Genomic DNA, 22,109 nt, shown 5'->3' with positions numbered 1-22,109 from the left:
ATAATCCCCAAAACCACCCCAAACATGATTACTCACCTTAGAGGAAAACTTGTAGAGAAAAATCCAACTTACGTTGTAATTGAATGCGCTGGAGTGGGGTATTTTGTCAATATTTCTTTAAACACCTTTTCTAAGGTTGGTGATTCAGAGAGTATTAGTTTATTCACTCATCTTCAGGTAAAAGAAGATTCACATACTTTGTTTGGTTTTGCAGAACGGTCAGAACGTGAGATTTTTCGTCTTTTGCTATCTGTTTCAGGTATTGGGTCAAGTACGGCAAGAACAATGCTTTCTTCATTGGAACCGGCTCAAATTAGAGATGCGATTGCTAATGGAGATGTGCCCACAATTCAATCTATTAAAGGTATAGGAGCTAAAACGGCCCAACGTGTAATTCTAGACCTTAGAGATAAGATTTTAAAAGTTTACGATATAGGTGAAGTTTCCGCTCCTGCGAACAATACAAATAAAGAAGAAGCGTTATCTGCTTTAGAGGTTCTTGGCTTTGTAAGAAGATCCGCCGAAAAGGTAGTAGACAAAGTACTTATCCAAGATCCCTCGCTCAGCGTAGAGAACATTATTAAACTTGCGCTTAAAAATTTATAACAAGTTTGAAAACAGGGGCCAAACTATTACTTAAATCACCATTTAAGCTTACACTCCTATTTTTATTTTTGCTCGTTTCCTCCGGTATATCCTATGCTCAAGAAACAGAAAATGAAGATAGGGAAGAGCAAGAAGTGGATTCCGTAAAGACTGGTTTTTCTTTGGGTAAGCTCAAAATGGAAAATCCGGAAAGTATTGTTTCTAAATACGATTACGACCCAAATCTTAACATGTACATCTATTCTGAAAAGGTAGGTGATTTTGATATTGGATACCCCGTTATTTTAACACCAGAGCAATATTATGAACTGGTACGCCAAGAGGGAATAAAAGACTATTTCAAGGAAAAATCAGATGCTTATGCTGGTAAAAAAGAAGGTAGTGAAGAGGCGCGTAAAAATTTACTTCCCAATTTTTACGTAAACAACAGTTTCTTTCAATCTATTTTTGGAGGAAATACCATAGAAGTGATACCACAGGGTTCCGTTGCTATGGATTTAGGCGTGATTTGGCAGAAGAATGACAATCCTTCCTTGTCTCCAAGAAACAGAACGAACCTTTCTTTTGATTTTGATCAGCGTATTAGTTTAAGTATGCTAGGTAAGATTGGAGAGCGATTGCAAGTAACCGCCAACTACGATACAGAAGCAACTTTCGATTTTCAAAATATTGTAAAGTTAGATTATACACCTACGGAGGATGATATTATTCAGTCTATAGAAGTAGGTAATGTAAATATGCCACTTAATAGTTCTTTAATAACTGGGGCTCAAAGTCTTTTTGGTGTTAAAACACAACTTCAATTTGGTAAGACTACGGTTACTGCAGTGTTTTCGGAGCAACGTTCGCAGAATAATACAGTTGTAGCGCAAGGTGGTGGTACGGTAAATGAATTTTCGGTTTCTGCTTTACAATATGATGAGGATAAGCATTTCTTCTTGGCTCAGTACTTTAGAGATAATTATGATGATGCCTTGGTGAACTACCCGTATATAAGGAGTCAGGTTCAAATTACTCGTTTAGAAGTTTGGGTTACCAACCGTAGCCAACAAACGCTTAACGTTCGTAACATAGTAGGTATTCAGGATTTGGGTGAATACGATCCTCTTATGGCCGGAGAGAACAAAACCAGGATCGGGCAGAATGCGCCAGGAACTTTTTTTAATACCAATACTGGACAGCCTAATGAATTGCCTCGTAACAACGCCAATGATTATGATCCTGCTGAAATAGGTCAGGGAGGTGCGCTTACACAGAGTATTAGAGATGTAGCAACTATAGAACAGGGTTTTAACGTTGCTGGTTACCAGCCTAACCAAGGGTTTGATTATGCGTATTTAGAAAATGCTAGAAAATTAGAGTTAAGTAGGGATTTTCAATTTAACTCGCAGTTAGGTTATATTTCACTGAATCAACGTTTGAGTAATGATGAAGTTTTGGCCGTTGCATTTCAGTATACCTATAATGGAAAAGTATATCAGGTAGGTGAATTTGCCAATGGCGGCTTAGATGCTACTACAGTTTCAGGGTCTATTGATAATCCTATTATCGATAATAACACACTGGTTTTAAAACTTCTTAAAAGTAATATTACAAATGTATCAGACCCTATTTGGGATTTGATGATGAAGAATATTTATGCTACAGGAGCTTTTAGGTTGAGTGAAGAGGATTTTAAGATGAATATTCTTTATTCCAACCCAACACCAAGAAATTATATTACTCCTGTAGAAGATTTTCCAACCCAAACAGATGGCGGGAAACCTTTGGAAGAACGCATATTACTTGATGTATTTAATTTTGATAGATTAAATGCTTATAATGATGTGCAACCTGGTGGAGATGGGTTTTTTGATTTTGTGCCCGGACTTACCGTAGATACGCAGAACGGACAAATTATATTCACTAAGGTGGAACCTTTTGGGGAGTATCTTTTTGAACGTTTGGGAGGTGGAGATTATAATACGGAAACCGGATATAACGCCAACCAGCAAAAGTACGTGTTTAGAGATATGTATGAGCTGACCAAATCAGCTGCATTACAGAATCCTGAAAAAGATAAATTCTTATTAAAAGGTAGATATAAGTCAGAAGGAAGCAATGGTATTCCTATTGGAGCTTTTAATGTGCCACGAGGTTCAGTACGTGTTACCGCTGGAGGAAGGCAGTTACAGGAAGGAATTGATTATACGGTAAACTATCAGGCGGGAACGGTTCAAATTCTTGACCCAAGTTTAGAAGCTTCTAATACACCTATTAATATTTCGGTAGAAAATAATGCAGTTTTCGGCCAACAAACCCGTCGTTTTACGGGTGTAAATGTTGAACATCAGTTTAATAAGAATTTTGTTTTAGGTGCCACTTTGTTAAACCTAAATGAAAGGCCACTAACACAAAAGTCCAACTTTGGCGTAGAGCCTGTCAATAACACCGTATTCGGAATCAATGGAAATTTCTCAACAGAAGTCCCGTTTTTGACCCGTTTAGTCAATAAGCTACCCAATATTGATACTGATGTACCTTCTAATATTTCGGTACGTGGTGAAGTGGCTTGGTTAAAACCAAACTCTCCTAAAAATGCCGATTTTCAAGGAGAAACAACTACCTATTTAGATGATTTTGAAGGAGCTCAGGCATTAATAGATATTCGCTCTTCCTTAGGTTGGGCACTTGCTAGTACGCCGTTGGAATTTTTAGATGCACCTACGCAAAAAGGATTGGAGACAGGATTTGGTAGGGCTAAAACGGCTTGGTATACAATTGATCCAGTATTTTATACCAACCAAAGACCGGCTAGCATCAGTGATAATGATATTTCAACGAACGCTACAAGAAGAATATTTATAGATGAAGTATTCCCAAAAGTAGAAGTAGCTCAGGGGCAGACACGCCAACAGACTACATTAGATGTGGCGTACTATCCGGAAATGAAAGGTCCGTATAATGCCAATGGTAATTTTGAGACCGCATCACCAAATGACAAATGGGGTGGTATTATGCGCTCTTTGAGCAGTACCAATTTTGAGCAGGCTAATGTTGAGTTTGTGCAATTTTGGGTGATGGATCCGTATTTAGAAGGAACCGCTACAAGCCAAGGTGAACTAGTTTTTAACCTGGGTAATATTTCTGAAGATATTTTGGCCGATGGTCTTAAACAATATGAAAATGGACTGCCTATTGATGGTCAGGGAAGTGTGAAGCCTGAAAATCCTACTTGGGGCCCAGTGCCCGCTACACAAGCTTTGGTATATGCTTTTGATGTTAATGAGGGTAGCCGTACACAACAAGATCTTGGTTTTGATGGTTTAAATGATGCGGGAGAGGCTGCAATTTATGGCAACGATAATCCTGAAGATCCTGCGTTGGATAACTATGAATATTTCTTGCAACGCGATGGGGGCATACTTAATAGATACCTAAATTTCAATAACCCGCAGGGGAACTCACCAGTTGAGGTTACCAATGATAATAGGGGGTCTACTACGTTGCCCGATGTTGAGGATATTGACCGCGACCTTACGATGAATACGGTAAATAGTTATTATGAATACCGAATTCCTATTAAGCCAAATACAACGATTAATGATAAATATGTAACTGATGTTCGTGATTCATTGGTGCTTTCTGGAACTAGGATTCCAAACGAAAGTACGGTGCGTACGCGTTGGATACAGTATAAAATTCCATTGAGCGATTTTACTGAAGCTGTTGGTGGAATCAATGATTTTAGGTCTATCAGTTCTCTAAGAATGTATCTAACAGGTTTCTCTAGTGATGTGCTCTTGCGTTTTGCTACCTTGGATTTGGTACGTGGAGATTGGAGAACCTATACTAAATCTCTTGATGTAGATGACCCTAATACGGCAGATGATGCTACTACTTTAGATGTAAATGCGGTAAACGTTCAGGAAAATGAGAATAGAACCCCTATTCCGTATGTATTGCCGCCAGGAGTAGTTAGGGAACAATTGAATAACAATAACACCATCATTCAACAGAATGAGCAGTCTCTGTCTTTGGTTGTTGAAAATCTGGAATCTCAAGATTCGCGAGGTGTTTTTAAAAGTTTGGATATAGATGTGCGTCAGTATGAGAAATTGAAAATGTTCATACATGCCGAGAAAATTCTAGAGACAGATAGTTATAGCTTAGATGAACCTTTGGTTGGTTTCCTTAGAATAGGAACTGATTTCTCGGAGAACTTTTATCAATTGGAGATTCCCTTGGAGTTCACACCTTTTGGCTCAAGTTCTGAGGAAGCCGTTTGGCCGGACAATAACCAGATGGAGATTGTGCTGGCGGACCTTAATAAGGTTAAGTCGGTTTGGATAGCTGGTAGTGATCTAAGTGAAATAAGATATTTTGAAGTAATAGATGGGGAAGTAGTTCCTGTAGATGCACTTTCTGCGCGAACCCCGGGTAGGTTACGTATTGGAATCCAAGGTAATCCTTCTCTAGGAAGCATTCGCAGTATGATGGTGGGTGTGAAAAACGTAGGTCGGGTTCCGGCAAGGGGTGAGGTTTGGTTTAATGAATTGCGTTTGGCCGGTTTGGATAATGAAGGTGGTTGGGCCGCATTGGCTGCAGTGGATGCTAATTTTGCGGATTTTGCCAACGTTTCCGCTACAGGTAGTACAAGTACTTCCGGTTTTGGCGCTATTGATCAGATGCCCAATGAACGAGCTAGGGAAGACGCTCTTTCTTATGATGTGGTTACCAATGTAAACCTAGGTCAGTTGTTGCCTAATAAATGGGGAATTCAACTTCCGTTTAACTATGGGATATCGGAACAAATGATAACTCCTGAGTTTGACCCTGTTTATGACGATTTAAAATTGCAGGATAGGATTGATGCCGCAGACACTCCGGAAGAAGCAAAAGCTATTGAGCAGCAAGCGGAAGATTATACAAAACGAACAAGCATAAATTTCATTGGCGTTCGTAAGGATAGAGGAGAAGAGGCTGATGCCAATTTCTATGATATAGAAAACTTTACTTTTAATTATTCATATAACGAGACCAACCATAGAGATTTTGAAATAGCTTCTCTAGAAGATAAGAACGTTGCTGCAGGTTTTGTCTATAATCATAATTTTAAACCTGTTGAGGTGGCTCCGTTTATGAAAAATGATTCTTTGTTTACCGGTCAATATTGGAGGTGGCTAAAGGAGTTGAACCTAAGTTTGCTACCAACAAGTGTTTCCGTAAATTCTAATATAGATAGACAGTTTAACCAACAACGTTTTAGAGATGTTGTGGAAGAGGGTGTTGATAAATTAGAACTACCCACCCTACAACAAAGAAATTACCAGTTCAATTGGCAATATGCGGTAAATTATAGTCTTACCAAGTCGTTGCGGTTAAATATGACTGCCAGTAATAACCATATAGTAAGGAATTATTACGAAGACTATCTAACAGGCACAGGAGAAGAAGATCAACGTATAGACGAAACTTTAGGTTTGTGGGACGGTTTTTGGGATTTAGGAGAACCTAATAGACATGCACAACAATTAGAGCTGAACTATGATCTTCCGTTCAGTAAGATTCCTGCGCTAGACTTTATTAATGCACAATACAGTTATACCAGTAATTTTGATTGGCAACGTGGTGGTGATGCTTTAAGCGAAGTAGCTCTAGAGGATATTAATACAGTTCAGAATGCCAGCACTCATAATATTACGGCTAACTTAACCATGCAAAAATTCTATGATCTGATAGGACTTAAGAAGCGTAGTGGTAAATCTGCTGCCAATAGAGCACCAGTGCGAAGAGATAAGGCTGGAAATCCTGCATCTGACGGAGAAAAGACAGAGAAGAAAAGTAGTGGACTATTTAATACGGCAGTAGACGTTCTTACCATGGTGAAGCGTATAAACGTAAACTATAATGAAAGCAGGGGTAAGGTTTTGCCAGGGTATACGCAGTCGGTTGGTTTTGTAGGTTCGTTAAAGCCTTCCGTTGGTTTTGTATTCGGTAGTCAGGCAGATGTGCGTTTTGATGCGGCTAGAAAAGGATGGCTTACCGGTTTTGAGGAGTTCAATGAGCAGTACATTCAAAATATAAATAGACAACTTAATATTACGGCTACGGCACAACCTATTAAAGATTTGACCATAGATTTATCTGCGGACAGACAGTTTTCGGACAGCTATCAAGAGAATTTTAGTGTAATCCGTAACAATGCAGACGGCTCGTTGGAATATAATAACCTTTTGGGTAATAACTACGGGAATTTTAGTATCTCAACTGTTATGATCGGTACCGTTTTTAATAAGAGTGATGAGTTTGATTCCAAAACTTTTGAGCAATTCAAACAGAACAGGATTACTATTGCTAACCGTTTGGTTTCGGATAGGGGGCAGATACCAGTTATTGATGAGGATACCGGTTTTCCGGTAGGATATGGTAAAACACAACAAGATGTGTTACTTCCAGCTTTCTTTGCGGCATATACAGGTCAAGATGCGGAGCGTGTAAACTTGGATGCTTTCCGTCAAATACCAATTCCTAACTGGAATTTGAAGTTTACGGGCCTTATGCGTAATAAATGGTTTAAGAAAAGGTTTCAGCGTTTTTCTTTGAGTCATGGGTATCGTGCAGCATATAGCATCAACTCTTTTCAAACTAATCTTGAAAAAGTGCAGTTAGAGAATGATGGTATTGCAGCTGTTGATTCTGAGACCGGAGATTTAATGTCAGACCTTATTTTAAATAATGTGGTATTGAACGATGAGTTTAATCCCTTGGTACGTCTAGATTTTGAAATGAAAAACTCGGTAAGCATCTTGGCAGAGATGAGAACCAGCAGAACCTTGGCACTTAGTTTTGATAACAACCTTATGACCGAAATGAACGGTAAAGAATATACTGTTGGTTTAGGGTATCGTTTTAAAGATGTGAAGTTTGTAACTAATATTGGTGGAAATAAAACCCGCTTAAAAGGAGATTTAAACCTTAAGGCAGATGTTACCTTAAGGGATAACATTACTATAATTAGAAACCTAGATATAGATAACAATCAGATTACTTCAGGTCAGAACTTATTATCTATTAAGTTCACTGCAGATTATGCGCTAAGCAAAAACTTGAACGCTCTGTTCTTCTATGACCATTCGTTCTCTCAGTTTGCTGTATCTACTGCCTTTCCGCAGACTACGATCAACACTGGCTTTACGATACGGTACAATTTTGGAAACTAATTTAGAACTCTAAACGGTAGGCGAATCTCATCTGGGATAGCTCTATCTAAGAGAAGGAATATTAAGTTAGCGTAATTTTTTTCATTTCCTCGTCAACTTGGTCTTGTTTTTTTGAATACTCTTTCAGAAAACAATACATTTGTTTTAATAAAAATAAGACCATGAATATACCTGCAGAATTAAAGTATACCAAGGATCACGAATGGATTAAGTTGGAAGGAGATGTTGCTACAGTTGGCATTACCGACTTTGCCCAAAGTGAATTGGGTGATATTGTTTATGTTGAAGTAGAGACCGTAGATGAAACTTTAGATAGAGAAGAAGTTTTTGGTACGGTTGAAGCAGTAAAAACCGTATCTGATTTATTTCAGCCTTTGAGTGGAGAGATTATTGAGTTCAATGAAGCATTAGAAGATGCTCCTGAAAATGTAAATTCAGACCCATATGGTACGGGCTGGATGGTTAAAATTAAGATCAGTGATTCTTCTCAAGTAGACGACCTTTTGTCTGCAGATGATTATAAATCGCTCATTGGTGCTTAAGAACCACAAGTATACAATTGCATTTGTAGGCTGGATGATGTTCGTTACATTTTTAAGTCTAGCTTCTTTTTCCGATACGGATACTGCGGATATAGATATTCCAAACCTTGATAAGGTGGTACACTTTTCTTTTTATTTTGGGGCTGCTTTTTTAGCCGTATTATTTATAAAGGAAATAACCAATGGAACTATAGAGCTGCGTAAAGCTGTTTTTCTAGCTGTAATTGGAGCTATTATTTATGGTATAATTATTGAGGTATTACAATATAGTTTTACGGCAGATCGCCATGGCGATATTTTAGATGCATTGGCAAATAGCGTAGGTGCAATCTTTGGCTCATTAGCCGTTAAATCCCTTTTTTCAAGCGAAAGGTGGTTAAAATGGAAAAATTAGTTGCTTGTTAAAGGATTATTTAATTAAATTAGCAAACATTAAAATACAAAATTATGGAACCGAAAAAGAACCCGAAAGCAGATATAGGCCGTAATAGCGGACTCTATTTTGTTGTTGGACTGGCACTTACAATGGCATTGGTGTACACTGCGTTAGAGTGGAAAACGTATGATAAGACCAATGATTACGATATCTCAATGAATGTTGATGATGAATTGGACGAAGAAGTTCCTATGACGGAGCAAATAAAGACGCCTCCACCTCCACCGCCACCAGCGGCTCCAGAAATTATTGAAGTTGTTGAAGATGAAGAGGAAGTTGAAGAAACTGTAATCGAATCTACAGAGACTAGTCAAGAAGAAGAAATCATCGAAGTAGAAGATGTAATTGTAGAAGAAGAGGTAGAAGATGTAGATGTACCTTTTGCAGTTATTGAAGATGTGCCAATTTTTCCAGGTTGTGAAAGTGAGTCTGATAAAAGAGCTTGTTTTCAGAAGATGATGCAAAAGCACATTGGTAAAAACTTCAGATACCCAGAAATTGCTCAAGAAATGGGTGTTCAAGGTAGGGTTAGTGTAATGTTTACCATTCAAAAAGATGGTAGCATTGGTAACGTTAGAATGCGTGGACCGGACAAGAATCTAGAAAAAGAAGCTGCTCGTATTATCAGTAAGCTTCCTAAGATGACTCCAGGTAAGCAACGTGGTAGGGCTGTAAGGGTTCCATTTAGTATTCCTATTACTTTCAAGTTGCAATAAGCTGCTCATAAGTTATAAATTAAAACCTGTCTACAAGTAGACAGGTTTTTTTTGTGCCGTATTGTTTGGCGATACTACTGTGTTTGTTAGGTCTGTTGGGTGGATAATATAAAGATGCCCAATTGGTTGCAGAAATAGAGGTTGAAAGCTATCTTTGCGGTTCGAAAAAAGATGAATGAAGACAGCGGTGGATACGGCAACAGCTCCTACTTTGGCGTTGGCAATGGCCGATTTTAAAGAAATTACAAAAGCTAGACTAGCTATTAGTGTGGTTTTTTCTTCTTTGGCCGGGTATTTACTGGGAGCCTATCAGATAGATGTCGTTTCCCTTTTGTTATTGGCTTTTGGAGGGTATTGTATGGTTGGTGCTTCCAATGCTTTTAATCAGATTATAGAAAAAGACTTGGATGCGTTAATGAAACGTACTCAAAATCGTCCTATTCCTTCCGGTAGGATGTCTGTAAATAAGGCACTTTTTATAGCAGTATTGTTAACCGTTTTAGGTGTTGTTTCCCTTTATATTTTGAACCCTAAGACAGCCATGTTCGGGGCAATTTCTATATTTCTCTATACAAGCTGCTATACACCTTTGAAGACGAAGACGCCTTTGGCCGTTTTTGTTGGTGCTTTTCCAGGTGCAATTCCTTTTATGTTGGGTTGGGTAGCGGCGACTAATGAATTTGGTATTGAACCAGGCACTTTGTTTATGATACAGTTCTTTTGGCAATTCCCACATTTTTGGGCTTTAGGCTGGATGTTAGACGATGATTATAAAAGAGGAGGATTTAAAATGTTGCCTACGGGTAAAAAAGATAAGGGTACGGCGTTACAAATCATTATGTATACAATCTGGATGTTGGTTATATCAATAGTACCGGTTTTTGGATTTACGGGCAGGTTGGAGCTTTCCGTTCCGGCTGCTGTTATTATATTTTTAATGGGAATGGTTATGTTGGTTTTTGCTTTTCTATTATATGAGAAAAGAGACAATGTTACCGCTCGGAAATTAATGTTGGCCAGTGTTAGTTATATTACGCTAATGCAAGTGGTTTATGTAATAGATAAGTTTATTTAAACAAGATGGATTTAACAAGAGGTACGGGGAAAGAGAAAAATGCTAGGGCTAAAAAAATGATGCTCTGGTTTGGAATCGTAAGCCTTCTTATGGGGTTTGCAGGTTGGACCAGTGCGTATATTGTAAGTAGTTCAAGAGAAGATTGGATCAGTGATTTACATTTGCCAAGCTCTTTCTTGATTAGTGCCGCTATTATTATTGTAAGTAGCCTCGCCTATATAATGGCTAAGAACGCCATTAAAAAGGGAGATTCTAAAATGGGAACTAGCTGGTTATTGGTTACTTTGGGACTAGGAGTAGCTTTTGTTATATTTCAGTTTAATGGCTTTTCTCAAATGATAGCCACAGGCTACTACTTTACAGGGCCAACCAGTAACATTAAATTATCTTACGTTTTCTTGATAGCAATGGTGCATATTGTGCATGTTGCTGTTGGTATAATTACATTGTTAGTAGTCATATACAATCAAATAAAGGGTAAATACACGCCTCAGGATTATTTAGGAGTAGAACTTGGGTCAACTTTTTGGCATTTTTTAGACCTGTTATGGGTTTATTTACTGGCATTTATGTACTTCGTGGGGTAATAAAATTAAATAAAGTTGGTTTTTCATGTGAATAGTGCTTTCACGATACATAAGAAAACTATAAATTTGTGCAAAATCTAACCATACTACAAAATATATGGATTCAACGGTAACAACTGGTACGGCAGAAGAAAACGTGTGGGGAGGCGGAAACAGCCCCTTAGGTGCATCATATGGTAAAATGATGATGTGGTTTTTTATCGTTTCTGATGCTTTAACCTTTTCAGGTTTTTTGGCTGCTTACGGCTTTTCAAGGTTTAAATTTATAGAAATATGGCCAATTGCGGATGAGGTCTTTACTCACGTCCCTTTCTTTCATGGTAATTATCCCATGATTTATGTGGCGTTTATGACCTTCATTCTTATTATGTCTTCTGTAACTATGGTTTTAGCCGTAGACGCAGGGCATAAAATGAAGAAAAATGCCGTTATCTGGTATATGTTTCTAACCATTATTGGTGGTGCCATATTCGTTGGTTCTCAGGCCTGGGAATGGGGTACTTTTATAAAAGGTGATTTTGGTGCGGTCGAAACAAAAGGTGGAAGAATTTTGCAATTCGTAAATGCCGAGACTGGTGAACGCGCCGCTATTCGTGATTTTGCCAAGACAATACCTACGGAACGAGTTGAGCATGAAAATAAAAATGGTGTTTGGTTCTTTGATGAAGGTTATAAGCCTAGCTACTCTTTCAATGAAGTTGTAGAGGGTTTTAAAGCTAATCCAAGTATTCTTATCCGTACTGAAGCTATAGTTCAGGAGGGTGAACATGAAGGACATAAAACATTATTGAATAGAGAAGAGTCTTTGAAGAAAATCAAAGATGGTAAATTGGTAGTGGAAGGCGCTAACTTAATTCGTAATGAATACGGTAGCCGTTTGTTTGCGGATTTCTTCTTTTTTATAACAGGTTTTCACGGTTTTCACGTTTTCTCTGGTGTTGTTATCAACGTAATCATATTTTTTAATGTGATTTTAGGTACATACGAGCGAAGAGGCCATTATGAAATGGTTGAAAAAGTAGGTCTGTATTGGCACTTTGTAGATTTAGTATGGGTATTTGTATTCACCTTCTTCTACTTGGTATAACTTTTATTTTTCGTGAAAATCGATATATAACGCATTTGAGATTATAATAATATGGCACACGGACACAAACTAGAGATTTTTAGAGGACTGTTAAAATTTAAGTCCAATACCCAAAAAATCTGGGGAGTACTTATATTTCTTTCTATCATTACTGCAATTGAAGTGGTTTTGGGTATCGTAAAACCTAGAGCATTAACACATTCTTATTTTATAGGAATGAAGTTGTTGAACTGGATATTCATCATACTCACTTTGGTGAAGGCTTATTATATAGCTTGGGACTTTATGCACTTACGTGATGAAAAGAGTTCTTTGAGAAGAGCGATTGTATGGACGCCTATTTTCCTTGTAGCATATCTGTTGTTCATCCTTCTTTTTGAAGCAGATTATGTTTACAACGTTTATAAAGATGGGTTCATACAGTGGAACTTCTAAATCATATTATCTTAATAAATTAACAGCATACTAAGACGGTTTAACAACCGTCTTTTTTATTTTTGTAGTTGATTAAATTTTTATGTTTAGCACCCCGTTCTTATGCAGGTAAAAAAGTATTTGGTCTTAGTTATATTGTTTATTTTGCCAATTGTAGCCTATTTGTTTTTTGCTTCAGGGGTTAATAATTTTGGGAAACTTTCAATGTTGACAAAGGGGGTTGATGATGTTGCTACCATGGATAGTGACGTAACCTTTAAAGATAAGATTACCATAGTAGGGTTTTTAGGGTCAAATCCTGAAAATAAAAATGGTAATGCCTTCAATCTTAATCAAAAAATCTACAAGCGTTTTTATAAGTTTAAAGACTTTCAGTTTGTAATGGTGATGCCAAAAGGAACTGAAGAACAAGCCGCAGAATTAAAGAAGGAGCTGGGCCACTTGATAGATATGAAAAAGTGGAATTTTGTTTTTGGTGATGAAAACCAAGTGAAGGATTTTTTTGCTTCGTTAAAAACGGATTTGCAGTTAGAGGATGATTTAAGTACATCATACGCCTTCATTATAGATAAGGACCTAAATCTTAGAGGGAGATCGGAAGGTGAAGATGAGGCTACGCTATATGGGTTTGACGCAACATCCGTTTCTGAGTTGAACAATAAGATGGTGGATGATGTGAAAATCATACTGGCGGAATATCGCTTGGCCCTAAAAAAGAATAGTGCCGACAGGCAGAAATAATAACAGTTTTTGACTTATCAGCTAAAATGAAGAAGTATACATACGTTTGGGTGTCTTTGGTAATACTGATTTTCGGAATTATTTTTGTTCCTAGAATCGTAGAACGTATTTCTAATGGGACTATAGTTGAGAATGACCGCATGAATGTTGAGAAGGCAAAAAGTACCTTGTCCTACATCACTTTAAACGGCGAAAAGAAACGTGTCCCTTCTTTTGATTTAATTAATCAAGACAGTTTGGCAATATCCAATTCGGATTACAATGGAAAGGTATTCGTGGTTGAGTTTTTCTTTACGAGTTGCCCTTCTATTTGCCCAATAATGACAGAGAACTTAGTATCTATCCAGAATGAGTTTAAGAATGATGATGATTTTGGAATAGCTTCATTTTCAATAACCCCAGATTTTGATACGCCAACAATTTTAAAGGCATATGCCGAGAAGTATGGTATAACCGATTTGGATTGGCATTTAATGACCGGAGATAAAGAGCAGGTTTTTGATTTGGCTAATAATGGTTTCAATATTTTTGCTTCGGAAATGCCGGATGCGCCGGGTGGTTTTGAGCATTCGGGATTGTTTGCCTTGGTAGATAAAGAAGGATATTTGCGTTCGCGAACCGATGAGTTTGGAAACCCTATTATCTATTATAGAGGGGCTATTACCGAGAAGCAAGGTGAAAATGACCACGGAGAAAAGGAACAAATTTCAATTCTTAAAGAAGATATTAAACGTTTATTGGCAGAATAGATGGAGGATACAGTAGCAAAAGAAAAACGATTTAATAAGCTTATAACCATAGTTTCTATTATCGTACCAGTAGTAGTAGCGATATTATTTGGTGTAAAAATACCCAATGTAGAAAGACTTGGCTTTCTGCCTCCAATTTATGCTTCTATAAACGGACTTACAGCGGTCTTGTTACTTGTTGCCGTATGGGCCATAAAAAATGGTAATAAGAAATTGCATCAAAATATTATGACAAGCTGTATTGGGTTGTCTCTTTTATTTTTAGTTATGTATATAGCGTATCACATGACGTCTGAATCCACTACATATGGTGGTGAAGGTACAATGCGAACGGTATATTTTTTTATTCTGATAACTCATATAGTTCTATCTATAGCAATTATTCCGTTGGTGCTTAAGACGTATGCATTTGCATATCTTGAAAAGTTTGAAAGTCATAGAAAATGGGCAAAGATTACCTTTCCTATTTGGTTATATGTAGCTACTACCGGGGTTGTGGTGTATCTTATGATTTCACCATATTATGTAAGCTAGAAAAATTAAAGAACGTTCAGTCTCTTAAGAAAGTGGAATGAAAAAAAATATATTTATAGTATTGATATTCATTGGCCTCATGTTACCGGAAACAATGGAGGCACAATGTGCAATGTGTCGCGCTGCTTTAGAGAGCAGCGGAGATGTAAAGGCCGCAGAAGGGATTAATAATGGTATTGTATACCTTATGGCGTTACCGTATATTCTGGTTGGTGGACTTTTCTATTTTGTCTATAAGAAGATGAAAAATAGGTCTCCAGAGGAAGTTTAACATTTCTTTTTGTTTTTTACTGTAACAAATCCTTTTGTTGCTAGTCTTGTAGTTGTACGATATCCCCAATCGTATTCATCAATCAATCAATCAATCAAAATCAACTACATGTTCGACATCGAAAGGTGGCAGGAAATCTTTGATACTATCCGCAAGAATAAATTGCGCACATTTCTTACAGGGTTATCTGTAGCTTCAGGCATATTCATCCTCGTTATATTATTAGGTTTTGGTGAAGGCTTTCGCAACGGTATTGCTCATGAGTTTGAGCAAGATGCCGCTACCAGTGTTTGGGTGTGGCCCGGTACGACCACTAAAAAATACAAAGGCCTTAATCCTGGAAGAAATATTCAATTAACAAACGCCAACTATGAGTTCTCGGCTAAACTCCTAGAGGATGACATTCAATTTAAATCTCCAAGAATTTTTGTTCGTAATGTTTCGGTAACCTACGGTAATGAAGCACTTGTTTACCAAGTTCAGGGAGTTTCTCCACAGTTTCAGTTAATAGAGAATGAAAGAATGTCTGCTGGGAGATTCTTAAATCACCAAGACGAAGTTGCTACCGCCAAAGTAGCGGTAATAGGAAAGAAAGTAGCGGAAGATGTTTTTGCGGAGGTGGAGAATCCGGTAGGAGAATTTATTAAAATATCAGGTCTTCCTTTTAAGATAATCGGGGTTTTTAATGAAACAGAAGACCGTGAGGAAGAGCGAATCTTTATACCGGTTACCACAGCTCAAAGTGCTTTTAATGGTGGTACTCGGGTAAATAACCTGGCCTATACATTACCACCTTCCGACAATTTTGAAGAGGTAGTGGCAAAATCGATCCAATTCAAAAATAGTTTACAATCCTATTTGCAGAAATCCCATACCGTAGCTCCAGATGATACCAATGCTATTTTTGTATGGAGCGCTATGGAGGAAGCTAAGCGGTATTATAGTCTTACGGATAACATTGCACTGTTCTTTTGGTTTGTCGGAATCTGTACGATTATAGCCGGGGTAGTGGGGGTAAGTAATATTATGCTAATCGTAGTGCGGGAGCGTACCAAAGAAATAGGGATACGGAAAGCACTTGGGGCCAAGCCATGGTCTATTGTAGGGATGATTTTACACGAGTCTATTTTTATTACATCCATTTCTGGCTTCGCGGGACTCATTTTTAGCATGGGGCTACTTGAGTTTGTAGGGCCTCACATAGAAGTAGATTATATCATGAACCCATCTGTAAACTTTACGGTTGCCATTTCAACAGTTTTTGTATTGGTACTGGCAGGTGCGGTCGCCGGATTTTTTCCAGCATGGCGGGCAGCAAATATTCATACCATTGATGCATTGCGAGACGAATAAAAATTAAACCGAATTAATCTGATCATATAACTATGTTCAATAGAGACCGTTGGAAAGAAATTTTGGAAGTGTTAACCAGCAATTGGTTCAGGACCGTATTGACCGCATTTGGTGTGTTCTGGGGAATCTTCATTTTAATTCTATTGCTTTCTGCAGGAAAGGGATTGGAAAATGGCATTATGCAAGATTTTGGAGATATCTCTACCAACACAATGTTCATGTGGTCTAGAAGTACCACTAAGTCTTATAAAGGACTCCCTAAAGGCAGAAGTTTTCTTTTTAAGGTAGAAGATGTACGGGCAATAAAAGATAATGTGCCCGAATTAAAATTTATTTCCCCTAGAAATAGGCTTGGAGGTTTTAACGGTGCGAATAATGTAGTGCGCGGCATTAAAACGGGAGCATATGATGTATATGGCGATTATCCTGAAATTAGTAAGCAAGATCCAATGACTATGACCTCAGGGAGGTTCTTAAATTACAATGACATCAAGGAAAAACGCAAAATAGCTATTATTGGAGATGGCGTTAGGGCCGGTCTTTATGATAAGGGCGAAGAAGTGCTAGGCTCGTTTATAAAAATACAGGGTGTCAATTTTATGGTCGTCGGCACCTATAAAAAGAAAAGTAATGATGGCGATGGCGAGGAAGGGCAGAAGCAGATTTTTGTGCCATTTACCACTTTCTCACAAGCCTTTAACCGTGGTAATGATGTGGGGTGGATGGCAATTACCGCCAATGACGGTACGTCCATTACAAGTCTAAAGGATAAAATTATGGGAGTGGTTAAGGAAAACCATAAGGTACATCCGGACGACCAACGTGCCGTAGGGCATTTTGATTTGTACGAGCAATTTCAACGCGTGCAAAGCCTATTCGGGGCATTGCGTTTTATAGCATATTTTGTTGGAATATTGGTGTTGCTCTCTGGGATAATCGGCGTAAGCAATATAATGCTTATTGTAGTGAAAGAGCGTACCAAAGAAATAGGGATACGCAGGGCTTTGGGCGAGGACCCATGGTCTATAAAACTTCAAATTTTAATGGAGTCCATTTTCTTGACCATAATCTCAGGAATGGCCGGTATTACTTTAGGGGCAATTTTTATCTATGGTGTAAATGCACTTTTGGATATGAACGGTCCGGTAGATATGTTCGTAAATCCTAGTGTTAGTTTAGGAGTGGTAGTAGGGGCATTGGTAATTCTTATTTTTTCAGGTCTTTTGGCGGGTTTTATTCCCGCTCAAAGTGCTATAAAAGTAAGGCCTATAGATGCACTCAGAACCGAATAATAGTAAGTTGAATTTTAGATTTTAATAGAGGTAAATAGAATAACATCAATCAATCATAAAAATGAAAAAGTCAGTAACCAGAATCGTTCTTTTGCTCATAGTTGTAGCCTTTGGCGGATCCATGTATTACCTATATCAGAAGAATGCCGAAGACCCGGTCGTTTACGAGACGGAGCAAGCATCTAAAAAGACTATTGTAAAGAAAACCGTGGCAACAGGAAGTATATTGCCGTTGGAAGAAGTGCTTATTAAGCCCAATATTTCGGGTGTTATAGAAGAGGTGTTTGTTGAGGGTGGCGATTATGTAAAGTCGGGTGATTTGCTTTGCAGAATAAAAGTGGTACCTAATTTAAATGCGCTAAATGATGCCAGAAACAATATTGATGAATCTAAAATAGGTTTAGATGACCAACTTCGTAATCTGGAACGTCAAAAAGGACTGTTCGCCAAAGGGGTCATTTCTAAGGTGGATTTGGAGCGTGCCGAGGTGACTTATGATCAGGCCAAGCAATCTTATGCCGCAGCCAATAAACGATATGATATTGTAAAGACCGGTACCACCAAGGGCTATGGGAATGCTGCAAACACCCAGATTAGAGCTACTGTTAGTGGTATGGTCCTGGAGGTTCCCGTGGAAGTAGGAAACCAGGTTATTGAGAGCAATAATTTTAACGAAGGAACTACTATTGCGGCTATTGCAGATGTGGATAAAATGATTTTTGAGGGAAAAGTAGATGAGAGTGAAGTTGGAAAAATAAAGGAGGACCTGCCATTGGAAATTACCGTCGGTGCTTTGGAAGGAAAGACTTTTGATGCGGTCTTGGATTACATAGCTCCAAAAGGAAAAGAAGAAAATGGAGCCATTCAATTTGAAATAAAAGGCACCATGAAAAAGCAAGATTCGGTATTTATTCGCGCAGGTTTAAGTGCAAATGCATCGGTAATTTTAGGTAGGGCAGATAGCGTTTTGGCTATAAAGGAAGCTTTGGTCCAATTTGATGATGAAACGAAATCTCCTTTTGTGGAAATAGCAAACGGAGATCAAAAGTTTGAGCGCAAGGATATTGAGCTAGGTATTAGCGATGGGATTTTTGTGGAAGTAAAATCGGGTCTTACGGAAGAGGATAAGATTAAGGTCTGGAATGCCATAGAAAAAGAGGAAGAAAAAGGATAATTTATTATTTAACAGAAAATTTGGAGTCCATCTTGTAACAATTCAGCAACTTACAAGTCCTATTGCCATATTGTTTTGAAAATTCCGAATACAATTAACAATACTACACCACCATGATCGAAATTAAAGACCTTCACAAATCCTATAAAATGGGTAGCAACTCATTACATGTTTTAAAAGGATTGAATTTCAGTATTGCAGAAGGAGAACTAGTAGCCATTATGGGTTCATCCGGATCGGGAAAATCTACGCTTTTAAATATTCTGGGAATGTTAGATGAAGCAGATTCCGGTACGTATGATTTAGACGGTGTTCCCATAAAAAACCTGAACGAAACAAAAGCGGCCAAGTACCGCAATAGATTTTTAGGTTTTATATTTCAGTCTTTTAACCTTATCAATTACAAGAGTGCCATGGAGAATGTGGCCTTGCCCCTGTATTATCAAAAAGTAGCAAGAAAGGAAAGAGAAGAAAAAGCATTAAAATACTTGGAACAAGTAGGGCTAAAGGAATGGGCTACACACTTACCCAATGAACTTTCAGGAGGGCAAAAACAAAGAGTTGCAATTGCACGAGCCCTGGCCGCCGAGCCAAAAGTTTTAATGGCGGATGAGCCAACAGGAGCTTTGGATAGCAAAACATCGTATGAGGTTATGGACCTAATTCAAAAAATTAATGACGAGGGAAATACAATTCTTGTAGTAACTCATGAAGAAGATATTGCGCATATGTGCAAACGTATAGTGCATTTAAAGGATGGCGTAATTGTAGAGGATAAAAAAGTAGAACAGGTTAGGGCCGCTCAGTATGTTAAATAGAGACAACTGGAAAGAGATTTTTGAGACTATTCAGAAGAATAAGCTCCGCACCTTTTTGTCAGGGTTTACGGTTGCTTTGGGTATCCTCATTTTTGTAGTCCTCTTTGGTTTTGGGAACGGTCTGATCAATACATTTGACGATTTTTTTGGAGATGATGCAACCAATGTTCTTTTTGTGTTCCCGGGTAGGACAACTATGCCATATAAAGGCTATAAATCCAATAGGGTAATTGAGTTTGATAATAGTGATTTGGCAGATATTGAGAAGAACTTTCCATTGTTCTTAGAGTATATTACGCCAAGAATTACCCGTCAAGACACGGTCAGTTATATGAACGAGTCTAACAGTTATACAACTCAAGCCGTTGGACCGGCGCATCAGTTCAATGAAATGACCATTATGATGAAAGGTCGTTATTTGAATGAGCAGGACATTAAGAATAAGACCAAATATGCGGTCATAGGGCGTTTGGTAGAAGAAGATCTCTTTGGAGCTAAGAATGCAATAGGAAAGTATATTGATGTAGGCGGAAGCTCTTTTAAAGTGATAGGTGTATTTCAAGATGATGGAGGGGACAATGAGGAACGTATTATTTTTATACCCTACACTACACGTCAATTAATCGAAAAAAATACGGATAAAATCAATCAAATTGTGGTTGGTTTTAAACCAGAGATCGGGTACGCTGGCGCTATGGCTTTTGATAAGAGTCTTGACAAGTTTATTCGATCTAAAAAATACATCAACCCAAAAGATCAGAACGGCATTTTTATAAGAAATATAGCTGATCAGTTAAAGCAAAACCAACAGTTTGCACGGGTATTGCAAATTATAGTAGGGTTTGTGGCTTTCGGAACTATTATAGCCGGTATTATAGGTATCAGTAATATTATGGTGTTTGTGGTAAAAGAAAGAACTAAAGAGCTGGGTATACGAAAAGCATTGGGTGCCACGCCAAAAGCTGTTATAGGAACCATTTTATTGGAATCGGTTTTTATTACTACGGTTTCTGGTTTTGTGGGTATGCTTATAGGTATTGTTATTTTAAGTTCTTTGGGAGACAAGCTGAAAGACTTTTTTATAACCAATCCATACATAGATATCAGTATAGCAATTTCAGCAACTATTGTTCTTGTAATTTTCGGAGCAATTGCAGGCTATGTTCCGGCAAGACGCGCTGCCCGTATAAAACCCATTGTAGCCTTAAGAGACGAATAATATGAATTTTATATTCGATAGAAATACATGGCAAGAGATTTTCGGTTCGATCAGTAAGAACAAGATTCGGACTGTAATTACCGTAGTAGGTGTACTATGGGGTATTTTCATTTATATAGCCCTTTCCGGTGCGGCCAAGGGTATGGACAATGGTTTTGAAAGTATGTTTGAGAGTATTGCTCGGAATAGTATGTTCGTATGGGGGCAAAGTACGAGTATGCCCAATGAAGGATATAAGACCGGTAGGCAGATGCAGTTAAAGCTAGATGATGCGGTAATGATTCAGAATCGCATTCCGGAAGTAGAGTATATAGCTCCTAGAAACGTACGTGGTTTTTTTGGCTCTCCACCGGCAAATATTGGCCGCAATAATAAAACAGGTAGTTATTCGCTATTCGGGGATTTTCCTGCGTTTACTAAAATTGCACCTAAGAAAATATATGAGGGTGGCAGGTTTATTAACGATGAAGATATCAATCAGGCAAGAAAGGTAGCTGTAATAGGCGAGCGGACACAGAAGGAGCTTTTTGATAAAAATGAAAATCCAATTGGAGGTTATTTTAAGATTGATGATGTTTATTTTCAGGTGGTTGGTGTTCATAAGTACGATCCCAGTGGTGGTTTTGGTGGAGATGGAGATATTTTTATTCCGTTTTCGACTTTTAAAAAACTGTATAATACGGGTGATAATGTGGGCTGGTTTTCAATTGCGGCCTATGATAATGTAGATGTACTTAAAGTAGAAGAGAATATTAAAAACCTTTTAAAGAACCTGCATCATGTGCATCCAGATGATGATCGTGCTTTTGGGTCTTTCAACCTAGGGGAGCAGTTTAATAAAATTGTGGGCTTTGCAGATGGTATAACCTTTCTTTCGTTGATTGTTGGTATTGCCACTATATTGGCGGGCGTCATAGGTATTGGTAACATCTTGCTTATTTCCGTGAAAGAACGGACCAAAGAACTTGGGGTGCGAAGAGCTTTAGGGGCTACGCCGGCAGAGGTGCGAAATCAAATTATATTAGAATCGGTCTTCTTGACTGTTATTGCAGGTATCATGGGAATTATTCTAGGAGCTTTGGCATTGGCAGGAATTAGTAGTGCTACTCAAGATATAGATTTTCCGTATACCAATCCTACTGTACCTATACCCTATGTAATTGGAGCATTGGTGATAATGGTAGTACTTGGAACTTTAATAGGGCTTATACCTGCCCAAAGAGCGGTGAGTATAAAACCAATTGATGCCCTTAGGGAAGAATAATAGAGAAT

General features: G+C 38.1%; 19 protein-coding genes. All 19 read left to right on the top strand.

Annotation, left to right across the window (positions count from 1 at the left end):
- The first annotated feature begins 24 nt into the window (after positions 1-24).
- The 19 genes from ruvA (at position 25) to IWC72_RS02850 (ending at position 22,101) form a co-directional block, all read left to right on the top strand.
- Complete coding sequence (ruvA, locus tag IWC72_RS02940) at positions 25-606, top strand: Holliday junction branch migration protein RuvA (RefSeq protein ID WP_194524755.1); 582 nt, start codon at positions 25-27, stop codon at positions 604-606.
- A 5-nt stretch (positions 607-611) separates the two neighbouring features.
- Positions 612-7,808 carry a T9SS outer membrane translocon Sov/SprA gene (gene sov / locus IWC72_RS02935; RefSeq protein ID WP_194528762.1) on the top strand — a complete coding sequence of 2,399 codons (7,197 nt, stop codon included), beginning with the start codon at positions 612-614 and terminating at the stop codon, positions 7,806-7,808.
- A 161-nt stretch (positions 7,809-7,969) separates the two neighbouring features.
- On the top strand, positions 7,970-8,350 hold the full coding sequence (gcvH, locus tag IWC72_RS02930) for a glycine cleavage system protein GcvH (RefSeq protein ID WP_194524753.1): 381 nt from the start codon (positions 7,970-7,972) through the stop codon (positions 8,348-8,350).
- Complete coding sequence (locus tag IWC72_RS02925) at positions 8,322-8,744, top strand: VanZ family protein (RefSeq protein WP_226979469.1); 423 nt, start codon at positions 8,322-8,324, stop codon at positions 8,742-8,744. The genes gcvH and IWC72_RS02925 overlap by 29 nt, the downstream gene beginning before the upstream one ends.
- Positions 8,745-8,797: 53 nt before the next feature.
- Positions 8,798-9,502, top strand: a complete 705-nt coding sequence (locus tag IWC72_RS02920) for an energy transducer TonB (protein WP_194524751.1) — start codon at positions 8,798-8,800, stop codon at positions 9,500-9,502.
- A 175-nt stretch (positions 9,503-9,677) separates the two neighbouring features.
- Positions 9,678-10,577, top strand: coding sequence for a heme o synthase (cyoE, locus tag IWC72_RS02915; RefSeq protein WP_194528760.1), 900 nt, complete (start codon positions 9,678-9,680; stop codon positions 10,575-10,577).
- Between the two features lie 5 nt (positions 10,578-10,582).
- The gene (locus IWC72_RS02910; protein WP_194528759.1) at positions 10,583-11,164 is read left to right on the top strand and encodes a cytochrome c oxidase subunit 3; all 582 of its coding nucleotides are present in this window, start codon (positions 10,583-10,585) and stop codon (positions 11,162-11,164) included.
- A gap of 97 nt (positions 11,165-11,261) precedes the next feature.
- Positions 11,262-12,251 (top strand): cytochrome c oxidase subunit 3, encoded by a 990-nt coding sequence (locus tag IWC72_RS02905; protein WP_194524748.1) that lies wholly within the window; start codon positions 11,262-11,264, stop codon positions 12,249-12,251.
- A gap of 51 nt (positions 12,252-12,302) precedes the next feature.
- Positions 12,303-12,686, top strand: coding sequence for a cytochrome C oxidase subunit IV family protein (locus tag IWC72_RS02900; RefSeq protein WP_194524747.1), 384 nt, complete (start codon positions 12,303-12,305; stop codon positions 12,684-12,686).
- A 102-nt stretch (positions 12,687-12,788) separates the two neighbouring features.
- Complete coding sequence (locus IWC72_RS02895; RefSeq protein WP_194528758.1) at positions 12,789-13,427, top strand: hypothetical protein; 639 nt, start codon at positions 12,789-12,791, stop codon at positions 13,425-13,427.
- Between the two features lie 26 nt (positions 13,428-13,453).
- On the top strand, positions 13,454-14,176 hold the full coding sequence (locus tag IWC72_RS02890; protein ID WP_194524745.1) for an SCO family protein: 723 nt from the start codon (positions 13,454-13,456) through the stop codon (positions 14,174-14,176).
- Positions 14,177-14,710, top strand: coding sequence for a DUF420 domain-containing protein (locus IWC72_RS02885; RefSeq protein WP_194528757.1), 534 nt, complete (start codon positions 14,177-14,179; stop codon positions 14,708-14,710).
- 37 nt (positions 14,711-14,747) lie between these two features.
- Positions 14,748-14,981: a hypothetical protein gene (locus tag IWC72_RS02880; protein WP_194528756.1), complete on the top strand. Its 234-nt coding sequence runs from the start codon at positions 14,748-14,750 to the stop codon at positions 14,979-14,981.
- Between the two features lie 108 nt (positions 14,982-15,089).
- The gene (locus IWC72_RS02875) at positions 15,090-16,334 is read left to right on the top strand and encodes an ABC transporter permease (protein ID WP_194528755.1); all 1,245 of its coding nucleotides are present in this window, start codon (positions 15,090-15,092) and stop codon (positions 16,332-16,334) included.
- Positions 16,335-16,366: 32 nt separating this feature from the next.
- Complete coding sequence (locus tag IWC72_RS02870) at positions 16,367-17,626, top strand: ABC transporter permease (RefSeq protein WP_194528754.1); 1,260 nt, start codon at positions 16,367-16,369, stop codon at positions 17,624-17,626.
- A 61-nt stretch (positions 17,627-17,687) separates the two neighbouring features.
- On the top strand, positions 17,688-18,800 hold the full coding sequence (locus IWC72_RS02865) for an efflux RND transporter periplasmic adaptor subunit (RefSeq protein WP_194528753.1): 1,113 nt from the start codon (positions 17,688-17,690) through the stop codon (positions 18,798-18,800).
- Positions 18,801-18,913: 113 nt separating this feature from the next.
- On the top strand, positions 18,914-19,618 hold the full coding sequence (locus tag IWC72_RS02860; protein WP_194524739.1) for an ABC transporter ATP-binding protein: 705 nt from the start codon (positions 18,914-18,916) through the stop codon (positions 19,616-19,618).
- A complete protein-coding gene (locus tag IWC72_RS02855) occupies positions 19,608-20,837 on the top strand; it encodes an ABC transporter permease (protein WP_194528752.1) in 1,230 nt (409 codons plus the stop codon). The genes IWC72_RS02860 and IWC72_RS02855 overlap by 11 nt, the downstream gene beginning before the upstream one ends.
- Position 20,838: 1 nt before the next feature.
- Positions 20,839-22,101, top strand: a complete 1,263-nt coding sequence (locus tag IWC72_RS02850; protein ID WP_194524737.1) for an ABC transporter permease — start codon at positions 20,839-20,841, stop codon at positions 22,099-22,101.
- Positions 22,102-22,109: the final 8 nt, after the last annotated feature.

Source organism: Zobellia roscoffensis, from assembly GCF_015330165.1.
Classification (GTDB): domain Bacteria; phylum Bacteroidota; class Bacteroidia; order Flavobacteriales; family Flavobacteriaceae; genus Zobellia; species Zobellia roscoffensis.
The sequence above is the reverse complement of the archived record's forward strand: the minus strand, read 5'-3'. Positions and strand labels throughout refer to the sequence as shown.